The organism is Fibrobacter sp. (genome assembly GCF_045112255.1).
Classification (GTDB): domain Bacteria; phylum Fibrobacterota; class Fibrobacteria; order Fibrobacterales; family Fibrobacteraceae; genus Fibrobacter.
The window spans coordinates 18117-36823 of the sequence record NZ_JBGUHR010000032.1 but is presented as its reverse complement, the minus strand read 5'-3'; the positions used below and the strand labels follow the sequence as shown (position 1 = coordinate 36823).

9 protein-coding genes and 1 pseudogene are annotated in these 18707 nt (G+C 42.9%); 3 read left to right on the top strand and 7 right to left on the bottom strand.

Translation table 11 applies throughout. The features are described from left to right. Nucleotides 1-619, bottom strand: a pseudogene (locus tag ACJMM9_RS03415) (5-methyltetrahydropteroyltriglutamate--homocysteine S-methyltransferase); the annotation flags it as partial. Nucleotides 620-759: 140 nt separating this feature from the next. Here ACJMM9_RS03415 and ACJMM9_RS03410 point away from each other — a divergent pair. Then, the gene (locus ACJMM9_RS03410) at nucleotides 760-1665 is read left to right on the top strand and encodes a LysR family transcriptional regulator (RefSeq protein WP_405323870.1); all 906 of its coding nucleotides are present in this window, start codon (nucleotides 760-762) and stop codon (nucleotides 1663-1665) included. 105 nt (nucleotides 1666-1770) lie between these two features. Beyond that, nucleotides 1771-3237 (top strand): P-loop NTPase fold protein, encoded by a 1467-nt coding sequence (locus ACJMM9_RS03405; RefSeq protein WP_405323869.1) that lies wholly within the window; start codon nucleotides 1771-1773, stop codon nucleotides 3235-3237. Nucleotides 3238-3264: 27 nt separating this feature from the next. Here the strand turns inward: ACJMM9_RS03405 and ACJMM9_RS03400 are convergent, their stop codons facing one another. From ACJMM9_RS03400 to ACJMM9_RS03375, 6 genes are all read right to left on the bottom strand, one after another. Further along, entirely contained in the window at nucleotides 3265-6303 is a 3039-nt protein-coding gene (locus ACJMM9_RS03400; protein ID WP_405323867.1) for a type III restriction-modification system endonuclease, read from the bottom strand. A gap of 177 nt (nucleotides 6304-6480) precedes the next feature. Then, complete coding sequence (locus ACJMM9_RS03395; RefSeq protein WP_405323865.1) at nucleotides 6481-8187, bottom strand: ATP-binding protein; 1707 nt, start codon at nucleotides 8185-8187, stop codon at nucleotides 6481-6483. Then, nucleotides 8187-10169 (bottom strand): site-specific DNA-methyltransferase, encoded by a 1983-nt coding sequence (locus tag ACJMM9_RS03390; RefSeq protein ID WP_405323863.1) that lies wholly within the window; start codon nucleotides 10167-10169, stop codon nucleotides 8187-8189. The genes ACJMM9_RS03395 and ACJMM9_RS03390 overlap by 1 nt, the downstream gene beginning before the upstream one ends. A 170-nt stretch (nucleotides 10170-10339) precedes the next feature. Continuing rightward, on the bottom strand, nucleotides 10340-10942 hold the full coding sequence (locus ACJMM9_RS03385) for a DUF4391 domain-containing protein (protein WP_405323861.1): 603 nt from the start codon (nucleotides 10940-10942) through the stop codon (nucleotides 10340-10342). Further along, the gene (locus ACJMM9_RS03380) at nucleotides 10942-14664 is read right to left on the bottom strand and encodes an ATP-dependent RecD-like DNA helicase (protein WP_405323859.1); all 3723 of its coding nucleotides are present in this window, start codon (nucleotides 14662-14664) and stop codon (nucleotides 10942-10944) included. Before ACJMM9_RS03380 ends, ACJMM9_RS03385 begins: the two co-directional genes overlap by 1 nt. A 29-nt stretch (nucleotides 14665-14693) precedes the next feature. Continuing rightward, nucleotides 14694-17945, bottom strand: a complete 3252-nt coding sequence (locus ACJMM9_RS03375; RefSeq protein ID WP_405323857.1) for a helicase-related protein — start codon at nucleotides 17943-17945, stop codon at nucleotides 14694-14696. 83 nt (nucleotides 17946-18028) lie between these two features. Between ACJMM9_RS03375 and ACJMM9_RS03370 the strand changes: the two genes are divergently transcribed. Then, nucleotides 18029-18685, top strand: coding sequence for a fibrobacter succinogenes major paralogous domain-containing protein (locus ACJMM9_RS03370; protein ID WP_405323855.1), 657 nt, complete (start codon nucleotides 18029-18031; stop codon nucleotides 18683-18685). Nucleotides 18686-18707: the final 22 nt, after the last annotated feature.

Genomic DNA, 18707 nt, shown 5'->3' with positions numbered 1-18707 from the left:
AGCTAACCCACTCGGCTCCGGCCGCCGCCAGCTGTTCGGCCAGCTTCAAGTAGGCGTTCACCGCAGGTGTCGCGAATGCAGAAGCATTCCTCTTGCCATTGTAGCGGGCAAGCTTCAAGAAGGTATAAGGTCCAACGAGGCTAGGCACTGTATGTACCCCGGCGGCCTTCGCCTCGTTGTATTCCCGAAGGGGCTTCACATCGCCTGCAACAGCAAGTTCAGTAGAGTCGTCCAATTCGGGAACAATATAGTGGTAGTTCGTATTGAACCATTTCTTCATCGGGAGGGCCTTCACATCGCCCTTTGCACCCTGGTAACCGTGGGCGGCGGCGAAATACTTTTCGAGCGTGCTCAATTCGAGGCTCTTGTAGCGTTCCGGCACGACGTTCAGCAAAAATGCGGTGTCGAGAACGTTATCGTAGAACGAAAAGTCGTTGGACGGGATGAAGTCGATGCCTGCGGCCTTCTGCTTCTGCCAACCGTACTGACGGATTTCTGCGGCGACCTTCTGGAGTTCTGCTTCGGAGATTTCGCCCTTGAAGAACTTTTCACTAGCGAACTTGAGTTCACGATTCTTACCGATACGCGGGAAACCAATTACAGATGTTTTAATGCTCATAGTGTTTTACCTACCTTTTTACTTTGTTTTTTGAACGCTCCAAATATACCTCACTTTTTATCATCGGTAAAATACTATTTTTTATACGTTCACCATAGATTTTTCCTATGGTTATTTATAACTAGCGATAAGGAAAACTTATGACTCTACAACAACTTAAATACGCCATTGCCATTGCTGACACGCGAAATATTACCGAAGCGTCCAAGCGAGTCTTTATCTCGCAACCGAGTCTTACCGCTGCTATCCACGAACTCGAAGAAGAAATGGGCGTGACGATTTTCAACCGTTCCAACAAAGGCGTGACCATCACAAACGAAGGCGATGAATTCCTTTCGTACGCAAGGCAAGTTCTGGAACAGGCGACGCTTTTGGAAGACCGCTATAAAGGCGGCAAGGGCGGCAACATGATTTTCTCCGTCAGCTGCCAGCACTATTCTTTTGCCGTGAATGCATTTGTCGATGTTATCCGCAAGTTCGGTGGCCCGAGCTACGATTTTACGCTTCGCGAAACGCAAACCAACGAAATTATTGACGATGTCGCCAAAATGAAAAGTGAAATGGGCGTACTTTACCTCAGCGATAAAAACGAAAAGGTCATCACCAAGCTCATTCAAAAGAACAATCTTGTATTTGAACCGCTTTTTGCAACACCGCTTCACGTGTTCATGTCGTCAAAGAACCCGCTTGCGAAAAAAGAAAAAATCACGCTTGCGGATCTCAAGCCATTCCCGTACTTGACTTACGAACAGGGCGATTACAACTCGTTCTACTTTGCCGAAGAACCGCTCACCGCCATTGATTTCGATTGCCCGCGAAACATCAAAGTCCGTGACCGTGCGACACTTTTCAACTTGCTCATTGGCCTTGACGGCTACACCATTTGCTCCGGCGTCATTAGCCACAAACTCAACGGCAAGAACATCATCGCAAAACGCCTTGATGTCCACGACAAAATGACAGTCGGTTATGTTATGCGCAAAGGCGTCACGAAATCGAGATATGCAGAGGCGTATATTGCAGCGCTCAAGAAACATTGCAAGTAGGGGGGGGGCTTTTGCTAAAAACAGTGATTGATTAAAAAAGTTGCTGTCAAACGCAAAAGCAATCATATGTTTGCTATAATATTCTAAAAAGAAGGGATTATCCATATGAATAAAAGAAATCATGATTTGTTGAATCGCGAAAAATTTGTTGCGTTATTAAAGGATATTGTTGCTCAACAATCATTAAATGAGAATAATGGTTTTTCATTTGCTATTGATGGTAGATGGGGATGTGGAAAGACTTTCATTTTGGATATGTTGGAAGATCAATTAAAAAATGAAGAATATCTTGTACTTCATTATAACTGTTGGGAAAATGATTTTTATGATGAACCTTTAGTAGCTATAATTTCTGTTATAATTAATGAATTAGAACGTCTTGTAAAGGACAAAATGGCTCCAGGAGTAAAAATACGTGTTAAATCTTGTTTGAAATTTTTTAAATCTGTTGCTGCGACTGTATTTGAATATAAGACAGGATTAAATGCTGCCGCGTTGTTAGATGCGGGAAATGAAACTTTTGAAGATGAAAAATCAAAGGCGTTGCCTCGTGATTTTGATACGATGCTTCCTTTAAAAGATGCTATTGAGGGTGTTCGGGAAAAATTGACTCTATTAAAAGAAAACTTTAGTGGAATATTGATTATAGTGGACGAAGTTGATAGATGCTTACCAGAGTATTCAATCAAAGTTCTTGAACGATTACATCATGTATGTTATGGTATTCCTGTCGTTCAATTGATTGCTCTCAATAAAGACGAACTTGCGGCATCTATATCTAGAGCGTTTGGAAAAAATTTCAGTAATGAAAAAGCACTTGATTGGACGGTTCGAAAAAATGGCAATGATGCTCAGTCTATTAAAGGAATTGTTGATGATAAGGGGAAAAGTAATGTTCAATTGCGGTTTGCTGACTACTACTTGTTGAAGTTTATTCAACTTGTAATCCCGGTTCCGCAATCGTCATTAAATGATAAAATACTTGATGTTTTGGATGGATTAGAAACAGAATTCAATCATTCAGGTTATGTTAAGATTGAATATGTTGCTGCGTTTATTCGCGATGTACTTAACACTATGCCTATGCGCGATATCGAGACAATTATTCAACAGGCAAAAACAATGCATCTTATAGCGAAAGCGCGTTTGGGAGAATTAGAAAAGCCTTCTTTGGGAATTCTTTGCTATGAGTTAGTTGAAAGTCTTTTCCGCTTCAAAAATGCATCGGGCGAACCCCAAATATATACCGAATCCAACGAAAGAAATGGTTACAATTACTTCTTTTATATTCCGAAGGATAACGCCATAGGCGAATGTTTGAAAAAATGGAGCTTGTCAGAATGTGGCTACTATGAAAGTGTGATACGTAGATATCGCAAAGAAAAAATCTGCGAAGTATATCAGGTGCAAAACTCCCAACGACAAGAAGACTATGTCAAACTATTCTTTTTAAACAATGAAATAGAAGAAAGTGGTTATCGCACAAGAAAATTTGAATTTCAAATTAAACGAGATTTCTGCGATGACTTATATGCAAGCTCGCTTCGTGATATAATTGATATATTGAAGTAAATGTTTACAAATAGGAAAAAATGATGGTTACCCCGCTCTCACTGCGTTAAGCAAATCCTGATAGCTCGCAACATGCGCATAACGAACATTGCTATTACTTGCCTCGTTGAAGAGCTTCTTGGCGCATTCAATTTTTGCTTTTTCGACAGGACGAAGCATCATCGTATCCATTGAGCCCTTTGTTTCGGCGACAAAGAATACGTGTTTTACTTTGTCCTTTTCAAAGGCGATAGCCCAGTCGGGAGCGTAGTTGCCTACAGGGGTCGGAATCTGGAAACTTCGCGGGAGCTTGGCGTACACGCATACTTCGGTTGCCTTTTCAAGAGCTTGGGCAAAATCTTTTTCGCTTTCGCTGTCGGGGAATACATATTCCATAATGCTTTTATTGGCTGGGATTGCGCGTTCGTATGTCGAAGAATGCTTCTCGTTTGTGAAAATCGTACTATCGTAGGTGTCATCAATTGTGTTGTAGCGGATGCACTCCACGATCATAGTCGCTTTCTGTTCTTTGATTGTTTTGATAACCTTGCTGATAAATTCTTCAGGGTTGCTCTTGAACATTGCGAACTTGCTTGCATCTATCCGCTTCAATATGGCGACAACGGTTTTGCGCGTGAGCGTTGCGCCCTTGGCTATTTCACCGACCAAGTCGTATTTGGTTTGCGACATGGCGGCGACATCAACAACTTCTGAGGCGGTTTTCTGATTGTCGCCAAAATCGTTTACATCTTTCTGCTCACCAGAGTGAACGGTATAAGACAGTTTCTTCACAATCAAGTTTGCATTGATGTCATCCACGACTTTTTTGATAAGCTCGTCACTGTCGTAGTGTACGGTATAAGCGTACTTGTGGTTAATTTGATTCCAAAGTTCCTGGAATTCTTTTTTCTCGAAGTTTGCCTTGTTGAGCCCGTTATCCTTGATTTCGGTCTGGTTGCCGTTTTCAACCATCCCGTCAAGGGCGATGGATTCATCAAAGATAGATTGCACCAATTTGTGGATATCTGCTTCCATGGGAGCGATGGAAGCCTTCTTGATGGGCTCTAGCGATCCGTTTTTGAGTGCGGTCTTGTAAATCTCGGAAACATTGCCTTTTTCGTCAATGTAATCATTAATGAGCAAATAGGCGTGAATAGCGTCTGCTTCGGCCTTTGTAATTGGGCGCTTGAGACCATCAATGGTGACGTTCTTGCCGATGAAGAATTCTTCGTCGGCCTTTGTCGGGCGAGTGCGCAGGACTTCTTTGGTTTCGGCTTGAAGGCCCGAGACGAAATCCTTGTAACTTTCGTTCGCGATAACGGTCAACTTGTTGACTTCATGAATGTTCTCGCCGAGGGCGTCGAGGTCCATGCGATTGCCGTTGACATCTACACACAAGCGGAGGCCGCGGCCTACTTCCTGGCGTTTTGCTGTGGCGGAACTTGCGTGGCGCAAGGTGCAGATTTGGAACACGTTCGGATTGTCCCAACCTTCACGGAGTGCCGAATGCGAGAAGATGAAACGTGTCGGTTCATCAAAACTGAGCAACTGTTCCTTGTTTTTGAGAATCAAGTCGTATGCAGAAATATCGTCTGCAATGTCGGAACCGCGTTTGAGGGCGCTATTGACGGCGTGGCCCTTCTTGTCGATGGAAAAATATCCGTTATGGACTTGTGCGGCATCAAAGCGGTCTAGGTATTCTTGATATTTTCCATTGAACAGATTGCTGTTTTCGTTACGGTAGTAATCGTATTCTTCTTCGAAAATCTTTTGGTATTCGCCTTTGACTTCGTTGCCCTCGTCATCGTAAGACTTGTATTTGGAAACTTCGTCAATGAAGAATAGCGAAAGCGTCTTGATGCCGCGTGCGAAATTGAATTTTTCCTTTTCGAAGTGCGACTTGATGGTTTCGCGGATTTGGGCACGCTTCATGGCGTCTTCGGAAATGTCGCCGACCACTTGGCCCTTGCTTAAAACAACGTCATTGACAAAGGTAACCGAACTGCGTTCAGGGTCAATATTCAGAACTTCGAGCCCCTTATAGACCTGGAGACCTGTTGCGGTTTCAAGCTTGTCGCCCGCCACGAAACTCAAAATCTTGCGGGTAATAACACCGCTTTTCAACTTGACATTGACTTCTATCTTTGCGATAGGCGCCTTGTTCTTGCTCTTGACGATGTCATCAAGATACATGTAGTCCTTGATGCCCGGGATATTGCTGATTTCGAAACCCTTGACCTGGATTTTCTTGACAAGTTTCTTGTTGTATGCATCCAGTGCGTCCAAGGCGTAAATCAGGTTATGGTCGGTCTTGTGTGTTGCCGAGAAATACAGGGTAAACAGCGGATTGAACCGTTTGAGGCCTGCCTGCGTAGCGGCACCTTCCATCTTTTGCGGCTCGTCCATAATGATAATCGGGTGGTTCGCTTTAAGGACGTCAATTGGTTTGCGGCTTGCAAATTCGTCGCGTTCGGAATAGATAATCTTGCTTTCTTTGTTGTTCGCTCCCTCTTTCATGGAGCTTGCGAAAGCCTGCGTGTTAATAATCATCACGTTGATTCCGGCATCGCTCGAATAGGAATCAATCTTTTGCAGGTTTGAACTGTCGTACACGAACCATTTGGCTTTTTTGCCGTAGTGTTCAAAGAAATGTGTCTCCAGCATTTCGAAACTCTTGGCGACGCCTTCGCGGATGGCAATACTCGGCACCACGACGACGAACTTGCTCCAGCCATAACGCTTGTTCAGTTCGAACATCGACTTGATATAGACATAAGTCTTGCCGGTACCGGTTTCCATTTCAATGTCAAGATTCACAAGTCCAAGATTCTTATTCAATTTTTCAGACTTCTTGATGTCGTTTTCGAGCTGGAGCTGGCGAATATTTTCAAGAAGATTGTTCTCGGATAGCACCAATTCGTGGTTACTGTAGCCTTCCTCGTTTTCAAGCCTAAGCATGGGCGAATTGATCTTGCCGATATCACGACGGTACAGGGTCTTGTCGATACAGGGTTCGCCATCGAATACGCGGGCAATGCATTCCACCGCGTCGGTCTGGTACTGTTGAATCTTGAACTTAAATTTCATATTTTTACCCTGATTTCTCTTAAAGTTTCACTTAAATTTGAGTTAAATCTCACTTAAATTCTGACTTAAATTTAACCTCAAATTGCCTATTTTGGTTAAAATTCGGCAATTTTCAGTAAATGGACCACTTAAGTCTCACTTAAATTTTGACTTAAATTCACTTAAATTCGTTTAATTTCACTTGGTTTTACTTAATACCCATTTGTTTTCAGAATTAAATTTGATAAGTCCTTTTTTTCGCAAGGATGTTAAAAGATTGCCGACTTTATTAATCTTTTTTTCACGATCTAAAATATCAGGCAGCTTGTCAATTAGTAATTCTTCAAAATCTTTACGACCTAATTGTTCATGTTGTTCCAAGGCTTGGCAAATTAAGTCTTTGTAGTACTTGTCGTCGAACCCCTTAATTTTGGTGTAAGAAACTTTTTTTCCAACAGTTTGTGCCACGGTCTTTGAAATATAGATATTGGGCTTACGACCTTCGATAAGCTTTAGCTTTCTGAGGTAATCGATTTCTGCAGAAGTTACATTTCGCTTCAGTAGTACTCGACTTAGAATTTCGACATCGTTAATCGTCAAGTCTGGATTCTTGGCGAGCAATGTTGAATAGTTGTTATCAATGATTTTTCCTGTGATAGTTACCTGTACTCGATTGTTCGAAAGCTCGTAATCGGGCATTGGGAAAAGACGCTTGCGTTGGAAATTGAACATTCTGCGAATTCCGCTGCCAATGGTATCAACCATCTTGAGTTCCACCATCGCTTGTGCGAGAAACCTGTTGCGGTAGCGTTCTTCCGGTGCATCGAATGTCAATACATTCTTGACGGATTCAGGGATAAAGTTCCCTTTATTCGAAAATACAAGCTTGTCATCGTATTCTACGACATTGATCATTCCGCTCATCGTATAATCCTGATGCGCAATTGCGTTATTCAACGCTTCACGAATGACATACGGCTCATAGGTATCCATTTCTTCAGGAAATAGAGTTCCCTGTTCAGGTGGAATAAAGCGATATTTGAGATTGCGGATTTTAGCGTAGATTTTTTTCGATGCTAAAATGAAGGGGCATGATTCTATTTGATAATCGCGTTCGTTTTCTTTAGAATCTTTTAGAATCCATCTGATTTTTGCCACGGCGGGAGAAATGAGCACTTCGCTTTCGGGCTTGCCCAAAAGGATGATTGCTGTGTTAGTTATTTTCCCCTGGCGTGTGATTTTCGCCTTGTTTAGGAATTTGATGTCATCCCAAGTTTCCATTTCTTCGCGGAATTCTTCGTGCTTATTGGCGAATTGTTCCCTAGCTGCTTTGATTGCTTCTGGATCAAGATCATCGATGGTTGCTTTTTCGATAATGTTTGAGCTCCAATCGGTTTCCGAATTAAGAATTTTGCGAAGAAAATTTGGATAATTTTTTAGATCAGTTAAGTTGCTGCCGATGCGAATGGATTCCTTTTTATAAAAAGAGATGGGTTCGCCACTGGCTGCGGGAATAGTAAATATTACGATATGCTTTTGGGGATCATCATGATAGTCGAATTCTTCAATTACAAAACTTAAGCTAGGATTAAGGCCTCGACGAAGCCACAGTTCATAGCTTTCGTTACTTCTCTTTGCAGATTCCATTTTTAGGTTCGTTCCGACTATATTCCATGTAGAATCTTCAATTCCAAGAATTAAGTAGGCGTAGGCTACATCCTTGACGCAAGCAGCATTGGCTAGTCCCGAGAGATAATGCCCGAGGAACTCATATGTAATGCTTGCATGAGTATCCCCGATGTTGGTCTTGAATTCAAGCCATTCCGTTTCGCCGGCAGAACCACGTGATTTTGCTTTTTCGAGGATGGATTCTAGAAACGATGTCAATTCTTGGGATGATCTCATTACAGCACCTTCCTGATGGTGTCTTTGCTGTAGGCGTTCCAGAGTTGTTCGAAGTTGTCGGCGACGTTGTCGGTGGCGAGGGAGCTGTCGCGCATGACGAAGTAGTAAGGCTTGAGTTTTGCGATTTCGGTGATGGTGGCTTCGTCGATGTTTTCATCGAAGCAGGCGACGAGTTCCTTGTCGTTTACGAAGAAGACTTTCTTGCCGTTGATTTCGCGTTCTTCGATTTTGCTGGAGAGTTCAAGGTCGCATTCGAGCATTATCTGGAACAGCAAATCCATCGGGGTGCGGTCGCGTTTGATGTTGGTATCGAGTTTGTCGAGGAAGCCTTGGTCGATGTCGGCGGGTTTGTAATACACATCGTTCATGTTGCTTTCGGCGAGTTTCAGAACGCGGAAACCGATGTCGAGATCTTTTGCCTTTTCGCCTGATTCTTCCTTGATTTTCTTGCCGGCACGGCGGATACGTTCCTTGCCGATTTCACAGATGGTCTTGTAGCCAGCCTTGTAGGCTTCGGAGTCCTCTGCAGTCACTTCAGGTAACTGAACGCAGATGAATTTACGATTGCCATTATCTTCTGCGTTAAGTTGCATTACAGCGTGGGCTGTTGTTGCGCTACCGGAGAAGAAATCAAGAATGATTGAATCAGAATCGGCCCCCATATATAGCGTATTTAGGATGTAATCAATAGATTTAGGATAATCGAAATACGCTTCAGTGAACAATTTTTTTAATTGTCGTCTTCCGATATCGCTTGAAAATTCTGCGCCCATCCAAAAGGATTTGCTTTTTGATACTCGCTCTTCGGATTCTTCATCTTCATCATCACTTAAGGTTGCTGGATTTAATCCTGGATTCAAATAAACGCGATGACGAATTCCCCAACGTTGAGCAATTTCCGAATAAAAGGGTTCTAAAATATTGAGGCAAGAAGCGACTTTTTGTTTTCCCCATCTCCATCGTCCATCAGAATCATCGCCTCTTTTTGGGAATATTTCAACCCAATTTTCATGATATTCTAAAGAGCATTCTTGTGTATTTTTATTAAAATATATTGGGAAAAACATATTTGGGCGATCTTCGCGCCTATCAGGACGACCTCGTTTTCTTAAATCGCGTAATTGATATTTATTTCCATGTTCATCAGTTTTATCAAATTTGCTCTTTTGTTCTTCTGTAAGAGGCATTCCTCCAGCAATAAACTCTGACTTACCATAGATAACAATGTATTCATGGCATGTAGCAATATCTTTTCGATCGTTTCTTCCTTTTAAATTGTTAACGACTGCAATTTTTCCAACATAATTGCAGTCGCCAAATATTTCATCACAAATCTTCTTTAGATTTTCCTGTTCATTATCATCAATGGAAATAAATATCACGCCGTCATCGCTTAGCAAATTCCTTGCGACTTTCAGGCGCGGGTACATCATGTTGAGCCAGTCGGTATGGAAACGGCCGTTGCTTTCGCTGTTCTTCTCGAAGTTCTGCAAGGTCATGTTTCCGTCTTCATCGAACATGCCGCTCGTTTCGAGGAAGGTTTCGGAATCCTGCTTGAAGTTGTCGTTATAGACAAAGTCGTTGCCCGTGTTGTAGGGCGGGTCGATGTAAATCATCTTGACCTTGCCCAGGTAGTTGTTCTGGAGCAACTTGAGCACTTCGAGGTTGTCGCCTTCGATGTAGAGGTTCTGCGTGTTATCGAAATCGACGGATTCATCCTTGCAGGGGCGAAGCGTCATCGTGGTGGGTGCGTTCGCCTTGCGGATGGCGTCGCGTTTGCCGGGCCAATTGAACTGGTAGCGTTCCTTTTGACCTTCTACCACTTCGCTGTTGATTTCCTGCATAAGCAGGTCCTTGTCGATGGCACGGACCGGGTTGCCGTCCTTGTCGAGCGATTCCGTGACGCAGTTCGGGAACAGCGCCTTGAGTTTCTCAAAGTTCTCGCTTGCTATATCCTTCGTTTCCATCTTCAAGTGTTCCATTGCGGGCTCCTTAAAACGCTATAAAAACAATTTTAAGACCAAATTGTTTTTATAAAAAACCTCGTTTTTGACTCAAATTCCTTGTTTTTTTACCGCTATAAACATAAAAATGTTTTTATACGCCTGTTTTCGACGCATCTTTTTTGTTTTTATGATTTCAATTAAACGGCTCATTTAAGTTTGCTTTCCAAATCTTTGACTTGGTTTATAAGTTCCATTTTGCGGCGTGGCTGCTTTTCCTTGTAGGCTTTCGCTTTCAGGTCCTCAATTTTCTTTTGCAGGGCTTCACGGGCATCGTCTACCGCAATCTGCTCTACAAGGGTGTTCTCGCCTTCAACGACAATGTTACCGATACTCTTGATTAGTCCTTCCCAGACTTCGTCAAGGTTTGTTCCTTGCAACTCCAGCTTTGCATTTTCTGCCTGAACGGGTTTTGTTGCGTACAGGTTCTCGTAATATACAGCAAATTGCAACGTTCCGTCAAGGGCAAGTGCAAAAATCATGTTTTGCGGTATTGCTTTGGCGAGTAGTTCCAGATTTTTCTTGCCGCAGCCGGGGTGCTTGAGGTTCAGCGTAAGTACATAAATGCCTTGCACTGTTTTTCCGGGTTTTAATCCAGGTATGGTCGCTTCTGAAATGTGGCTCGAAATGAACATCGTCGAAATGTCTGCATTGAACGCATCTTGCGCGGCACGGTTCACCTTGAACTGGGTGAACACACGCTCCTTGGAGAGCTGTCGCGAAAGTTCCGTATTTGCAGGCAGGCCGTACATTATGCAGAAATTTCCTTGATGAGCCTATCAATTTCCTGGGAATCGATACTTCCGTCTAATCCATCTTTAGATATGATTAGATTCTTGCCTTGAATAATACCAATTTCTTCGTAGGATTTTCGTTTGATGTCCCATTTTTGGCGGTATTCTTCCTTCTGGAGCATTCCTAAATGCTCCCAGTAGTATACCGGTTTACTTGCTTTATAGATGGTAAAGTCGGGATGAGCGATAATTCCATTTTTGAGAGGGAGGTCATCTTCATAACCATACTTAATTCCGGCATCGAAAAGGGCATCGGCGACAATTACTTCTGACTTGGAGCGGACCATGTCTCCTTTTTTGGTTTTGTGAATTAACTTATCCTCGTAAAAACGATGATTGAAGTCAACAATTTTGGGCGCCGAGAAAAGGCAGGTAAAGCGCCTTGCAATATCAGAGTACTCTACAGAAGAATATTTTTTGAGTTTATAGGCGTCCTCGTTGTAAAGGATTATGATTTTTTCTTTTTGCCTAGTTAAAGCAGTGTAAATCATTTCTCTAGACAACATCCGGCTTGGCTCGTTCAGAACGAGAATAACTTTGTTGAATTCGCTACCCTGCGCTTTGTGAACGGTTAGCGCGTAGGCGAGTTCAAGATCGCAGTCGCCTTCGTCGGCTACTTTTGATTTCCAGGAATAATTGTATAAAGGTTGTGAGTTGAATCTTATAAGATGTCTTGAAGGTTTAGGGAAGAAACCTTCTACAACGCCAATTTCCCCATTAGCCACGTAAAATGTTGGTTCTGATGGGATGGGTGTTTTTTCTGATTTGTCTAATCGCTCGTAGTACAGCCATGCATCTGTCATTTTGTATTTGTTTCTAGGCTGATTTTGGGTGTTGATTACTTTGTCTCCATAAACAATAGCATCAGTACCTAGTGGGCGTGGAGTATTTTTTCGTCTAATACTATTTACTTCATAAATTTCATTAGATCTGTATTTGTCATGAATTAATTGATTTATTACCGCAGAGCCAACACTTGCGTCATTTTTATAGGCGGATAATATTTGCCAAGAATCCAACTTTGATGGAAAACTTCCGAAATTCATCCATTCTCCATTAACGACTCCGCCAAGAGAGATGTCGAATTGTTTTACATCATCTACGTCTCGCATGCCAGTTTCTTCGCAAATAGTCTCTAAGATTTTCTGTTGTAAATCTTCAGGCGTTGTCCAGGATTTAAAAGCGATGTGCTTTCCTAACTTATTTCCTTGCAAATCTGCGAATATATCATCATCAAGAGGTTCCGAATGTTCTTTGAACCATTCTGCCAACCGAGAATCTTCTCTGTCTCCATCGCCGCTGTCAGATTGCCTTCTGGTTATGGTGAGCTCGCCAAAGCCCTTTGTAACTTGCGGTTCAGGGAAGGGCGGCAAATCGTGCTTTAGATACCTTACCAAATCAACAAAAGGTCTACCGGCACCGATGGGAGGTAACTGGTTAGGGTCTCCGACAAAGATGATTCTTTGCGCTCTTTGTAAAGCGCTGAGAAGAGCTCCGAACATTTCTTCTGTCATCATAGAGCATTCGTCAATAATAACAGTAGCCGGAATATCCCCCACATCTTCACGAGAAAGCATGTAGTTCATTGTCGCGTAATTAAATCTGCCATGCCTAATCAAGAATTGAGCAATTGTGAATGCTGTGTGGGAAACGCCCATTTCGTTCATGGTCTTGCTGATTCTTACCCTTGCTTTTCCTGTGGGGGCCAAGAGTAATACCCCGCCATTTTTTATTTTATCGGATTGGCATAGTAATGATAAAAGTGTGGTTTTTCCTGTGCCTGCCCCGCCAATTAAAACGGAGAAATTGGATTCGGCAAGTTCCTTGAGAATAGCTGCTTTTTCTTCGCGTGCTTTTTTCTCTTTTTCGTCAATGGTTGTTTGTAATCTGTTGAAATAGCTATTGACGATATTGGTCCAGTCTTCACTTATTTCAATACGATCGGCTTTTTGGCGTTCTTCAACAGTTTTCCGAATGTAATTATCAATTAAGTTCAGACGTTTTAACTGATATGCCTTGTTATCGTCTTCGCATTGGATTAGAACCAATTCATTTTCTAGAAATTCTTCAATAGCATTAAGTGTGTCTTCGGATACGTCGCATTCAATGTTTAACGGCATTTTTTCCAGTTCTTTGGTCAGCAAAGATTGCGGATATACCGTATGTCCATTATTAGCTTGAGTTTCAAGGACGCTTATGGATAATGCTCGAATTCTACGTTGGTCATCCCCGCTTTCAATGTATGATGGTTCGGGTACAGGGTTGATGTCGGCAATTACCTCTGATGGAAAAACTGCCATATCAATTTTATTTACAGATATTTGTAATTCTTGTTTGCAGCCTCTAGTTCTTTCGTATAAGAGGTATGGGTTTTCCAAAAGATCTTGATCTGTGCATTGAATATAATTTTTTCGTCTTTCTTCGTTGTTAAACACGGCTAACGCCTGTTCCTCAGTAAGATTGACTCTTGCCAATAACCAAAAGAGTTTTTTTCGTTCTTCTGGGAGTCTCTTAAAAGTCTCTACTTTTGTGGTGGTAATATCTGGCCATAATTTTTTTGAAAAGTTTTTTCTTGGAGATTCAAATAATCTGTCGACTTCACTTTCGAAGATAGAGTAGTCTTGTGTGTGGCTTTTAATTTCTCTAGCAATTAACTCTCCATGCTTAAATCCAGCGGCATAGAGTGCAGAACCTAATCCAGGGAATGGTCCTCTATCTATCCAAACTTCTTTAAGCCTATCCTTACACCATTTTATGCATTCTTTCCAGTTTCCTGGGATACACCCTTTGATGATTTTCAGTGATTCAATTGTTTTTAGAAGGACGGTAATGACGGCGTCGTGACTTACATGTTCTGTTGCGTATGAAAATTCATCATGGTACTCATCGTCGGCTAATACCGCGATTGATGTTATATCAAAATCGGGATTTTTTTCCGCATACTCCATCATTTCCTTATAGGGCATTAAAAAACCGTTTTTTCGGTCATCCCTAATAGAATGCTCGACCATAGTTTCCCATAGAATGGATCGTACGTCGCCTTCTTCAGTGTGGTTGTATTCTGGGGGTTCTTTGATAGATTTTACAAATCCAATCCCCATGACGATTCGTTTGGCTTCTTCAAGAAAAGGAACCTGCTTTGCGTATGCGATAACGAGGGATTCATCAGCATTTACATCTTGGTAAAATACCTCAAAGATATTCCTCTGATTGTCGGCCTCCTGAATCCAGTTTGTGCTTATATCGGGTTCAATATCAGGATCGTATTCAATTCCCTTTTTTTCAGCCCATTCTTCGATACTTATCGTTCCTCCTAGACTATTCGTTTTAGACTGCATTGTCCATGCGAAGGGCCTTGCAGGAAACGAAAATGGAGGGTAGTCTAAATTGGTAGGTAAAAAATGACTATGTGTTTTGGGAAAGTATTTTTTATATGGATGATTTTTTTCTTCTGTATAAGAGTCTTCAGACATGAAACATCCGCCTTCCGATAGACACGGAATTTCTTTTTCATGCCCTTTTATGGGTTGCCCGGCTAGATTGTCTTCTTCAGAGTCTTTTTTATTTTCAGCAATATTCTTCAATTTCATGCAAGAAGTATTGAAACATGGTTTGTCACAGACTAAACCTGTATAGCCATTATCTTTCCAGGGGATTCTAATTGAAATGTGTTGAGCCATAATTTTTTCCTATTAAATGTTTGTGGTTCTTATTTCACCACGAAAAAGCTGATAAGTTCAAAGTCGTCAAGACCGGCGGGCACCTTGTCAAAAAGTTCGCCTTGGTCGCCACCAAGGAAACTGTCAATAGCGCTTTCCTTGCGGACATCTACGATAGATTCTACGGCCTTGTCAAGCAGCTTGGAGTAGCGGTCCATTCGCTTGCCGTCGGCGGTCTCTTTGTTGAACGCTTTGCACAGGTCTTTCAAAGGTTCCACTTTGCCTTTGCTTAGTGCGCGTACATTATCTAGCAAATCCTTTGGTGCAAGGTGGTTTGTAATCACGTTACCGTCGTTGTCCAAATAAACCATGTAGAACGGATGCAGACGGTTTCTCTTGCCGATGTTAATTTCGCCCGTTTTATTCTTGAGCACGAAAATGACGCCCTCGGGAAGTGTGCCCGTTTTTGCAACAACGGCATGGAGTCCGTGTGGGGTATGGTCAATGTCCGGGTTTGTCTTCATGTATTCAATCAGGTCCTGGCGGAATTCGTTCAAACCCAAATCCATGATGGAGACGCCCTTGTTCATTTCTTCAAGGTCAACAACTTCGTCGTGCAATCGTTTCAGCTGGTCGCGTCGGTAATCAAGGTCGCCGGGTTCTTCGGGGGCAATTGGGTTATCGTCACCTGTAGAGGTCATCACGACGGCCTTCATCCTGGATTCAACACGACCCTTTAAGTTGATGTACTCATCCAGTTCAATATCTGGCCAGAAATTTACCAGCTGGATGCTCTTGTTTTTGGAGCCAATACGGTCAATACGACCGAAGCGCTGGATAATGCGAACGGGGTTCCAGTGAATATCGTAATTCACGAGGTAATCACAATCCTGCAAGTTCTGACCTTCAGAAATGCAGTCCGTTGCAATCAGGATTTCAATGTTTTCCTTGATTTCCGGGTAAATAGCTTGCTTTTCTTTGGAGATGGGAGAAAACAATGTCAAGGCCATATTGAAATCCATTTTTCTTTTGGTCTTGAGCGTTGTACGACCGTTTACATCTCCTGTGACGAGTGCGGAATGCAATCCGTATTTCTTGAGTATGTGTTCGGCGACATTGTTGTAAAGGTATTCCGCCGTATCGCTAAAAGCGGAGAATACTATGACTTTACGGTTGTCGTTGTTGAATGGATGTTCGATTTTGTTGTCAATATCGGCAAGCAGCTGCTGTAATTTGGAATCGTGTTCCGGCGTCACGACGGAAATCATCTCGATAAGTCTCGTGATAGTTTCGCAATCGGCATTGAGGTCTCGTTCCCAGGACTTGTAATCCAAGTCATCGAGTGCGATGCGGTTGTTTTGGCGGCCTACGGTGATTTCGTCTTCGTCAAGTCCGAGTCCTTCAATATCATTGATTTCTAAATCGACAACATGATTGCGAAGCTTTTGGAGAATATGCTCCATAAACCTTTTCACATGACCTAACGATGTGTTGAAAGAATAAATGGAGCTTTCGAGTCGCTTCAAAAGCTGCACTTGCATAAGCACGCGGATACCGCGTTCACGATTCTTAAGCGAAAGCCCTTTGCCACCAGCTTTTGTCGGGGCTTCGTCTTCGTATTTATAAAGTCTACTCGGCAGAATATATGCCGAAGGTGAATACACTACAAGTTTCAGTTGTTGCAACAAATCAAATATGGCTCGGAACGTTACTGCTGAATCAATGTCAGTAATGCTTGGGCGGCGAGCGATAGGTTTAAGACGCTCCGGGAACGCTCCGATTTTGCTCGTGTCGTAGAATTTCTCAATGTGCTTACGGCTACGGGCAATGGTGACTGAATCAAGAATCTTGAAAAAGTCAAAACTCAACATTCCGAGCAGCCGTTGCGTAGTGCGTTCACTTTCTTCCAGTTCTGACCACTTGCTATAAGCAGATTGTGCCTGCTTGAAAATATCGGCGATTGTCTTGTCGCCAATACCGATTGCTTGTTCCAGTTGGCTTGAATCGCCTTCATAGGCGAGTTCCAGCTGGTTCTTGAGATCGTTGAAGCGGTTGTTTACCGGAGTTGCCGAAAGCATCAGGACTTTGGTTCGAACGCCTTGGCGAATGACCTTGTTCATCAACTGCAAATAGCGATTTTCTTTCGGGTCCTCATCGTCGCCCATGTCGGTGGTCTTGCCGCCATTACGGAAGTTGTGACTCTCGTCGATGACAATAAGCTCGTAATTACTCCAGTTGAATCGCGCAATATCGATATCGCCTGAATAGCCCGAAGTGCGGGAAAGATCGGAATGGTTCATGACCCTGTAGGCGAAGCGGTCGCTTGCAACAGGATTGTTTTTGTAGTTCTCGCGATAAGTGAGCCAGTTATCGCGCAACTTTTTGGGGCAAAGAACAAGTACATTGCGGTTCTTGTTCTCGTAATACTTGATTACCGAAAGGGCCGTAAATGTTTTACCGAGACCGACGCTATCGGCAAGAATGCAACCGTTGAATTTTTCCAGCTTGTTGATAATAGCAAGGCTTGCCTCTTTTTGGAAATCGTAAAGTTTATTCCAGATGGCGCTGTTCTTGAAACCTGTCGCCTCGTTTGCCAAATCATCTTCGGAAATGTTATCGAGGAACTCGTGGAAAATGTTATAGAGTGTGACGAAGTAAATGTAGTCGGGCGAATTTTCGCGATAGACACTTTCGATGTTTTCAAGAATCGTGTCGGTGATGTCTTGCAACTTTTCATCGTCGTTCCAAATTCTATTGAAAGAGGCAAGGAAGTTGTTCGATATGGGCGCTTCGATTCTATTTATCCCGAAACCCATGTAGTTGCCTTTTTCAAGGCCGAGTTCAGTCTTGCTAAAATCGTTAATCGGTGTAAATGCCGTTTTTTCTCCGACAGGGTCAGATACAACAATGGAACCAGCATGGACCATTTGGTCGGAAACATTAGTTTTGAACTTGACCTTGCGCCGAATCCAGTCAGCGCATTCTTTGGCGATTGCCTTTTGTGAAAGTTGGTTGCGTAACTTGATTTCGAATTCGGAGCCGTATAAAGAGCGTTCGCGGTTTAACTTGGGTATGTAGAATTCACGTTGTTCTTTGCTGTTTTTGGCAGCATCCGTTTTGGTGAAAGTCGGCTTAGTAAATAAGAAGTGGAGTTCTTCGATGTTTTCCAGTTCTTTTTTCAGAGCTTCATAGGCGTAAATGGAAAAACTCGCCGCGGCGATGGATAAATGGCCACCAGATCTCAAGGCTGACTTCAATTCGTCATTGAGTGTGACGGTTATATTGTCAATAAAGCTCTGCATATGATTTTAATGTAGTAATTTGAAACATTGGCTGTTATTCTGTCTGCACATTTTTGGGGGTTAAAATTTTTTAAATTCTCCCTATGCGCATCCCATTCCACACCTCTCTCGCTATCGTCTCTTTAGCTTTCCTCCTCTCGGCTTGTTCCGAGTCTTTCACGGATCCGCGTGACGGGCAGAGCTATGATGTTGTGAAGATTGGTGATCTTACATGGATGGCGGAGAATCTGAATTACAAAACGGAGGCGAGTGTTTGCCCGGATGGTGATTCTCGCAATTGCAAACGCTTGGGCCGCCTTTATACGTGGGCGGAGGCGAAAACAGTTTGCCCTGAAGGTTGGCGCCTCCCAACGAAAGCGGATTTCGAAGCTCTTGTGATTGCGGCGCCTGGGAATGTCGCGCAGTCTCGCACGGGCAATTCCGGCGCTGTCTCAAATAAAGTTGGCGCAAAATTAAAATCTCGCGATGGTTGGTTCAAGAAAGGGAACGGCTCCGATGAATTTGGATTCAACGCGCTCCCGGCGGGCTATCGCGGCGCAATCTTGAAAGCGGATGATGGTGCAATTATGGGTGGCAAGTTCGATGGCATCGGCGGTTATGCGTATTTCTGGAGTGCAACCGAAGATTCCGAGAATCGCGAATCAAACGCTTATTACTTGTTTCTCTCTTTCAACAGTAAAGCCGCAAGCATAAACGCTTTCGCGAAAGACGATTATCGTTCCGTGCGTTGTGTCCGATAATCTAATTTGTTTCTAAATTGTT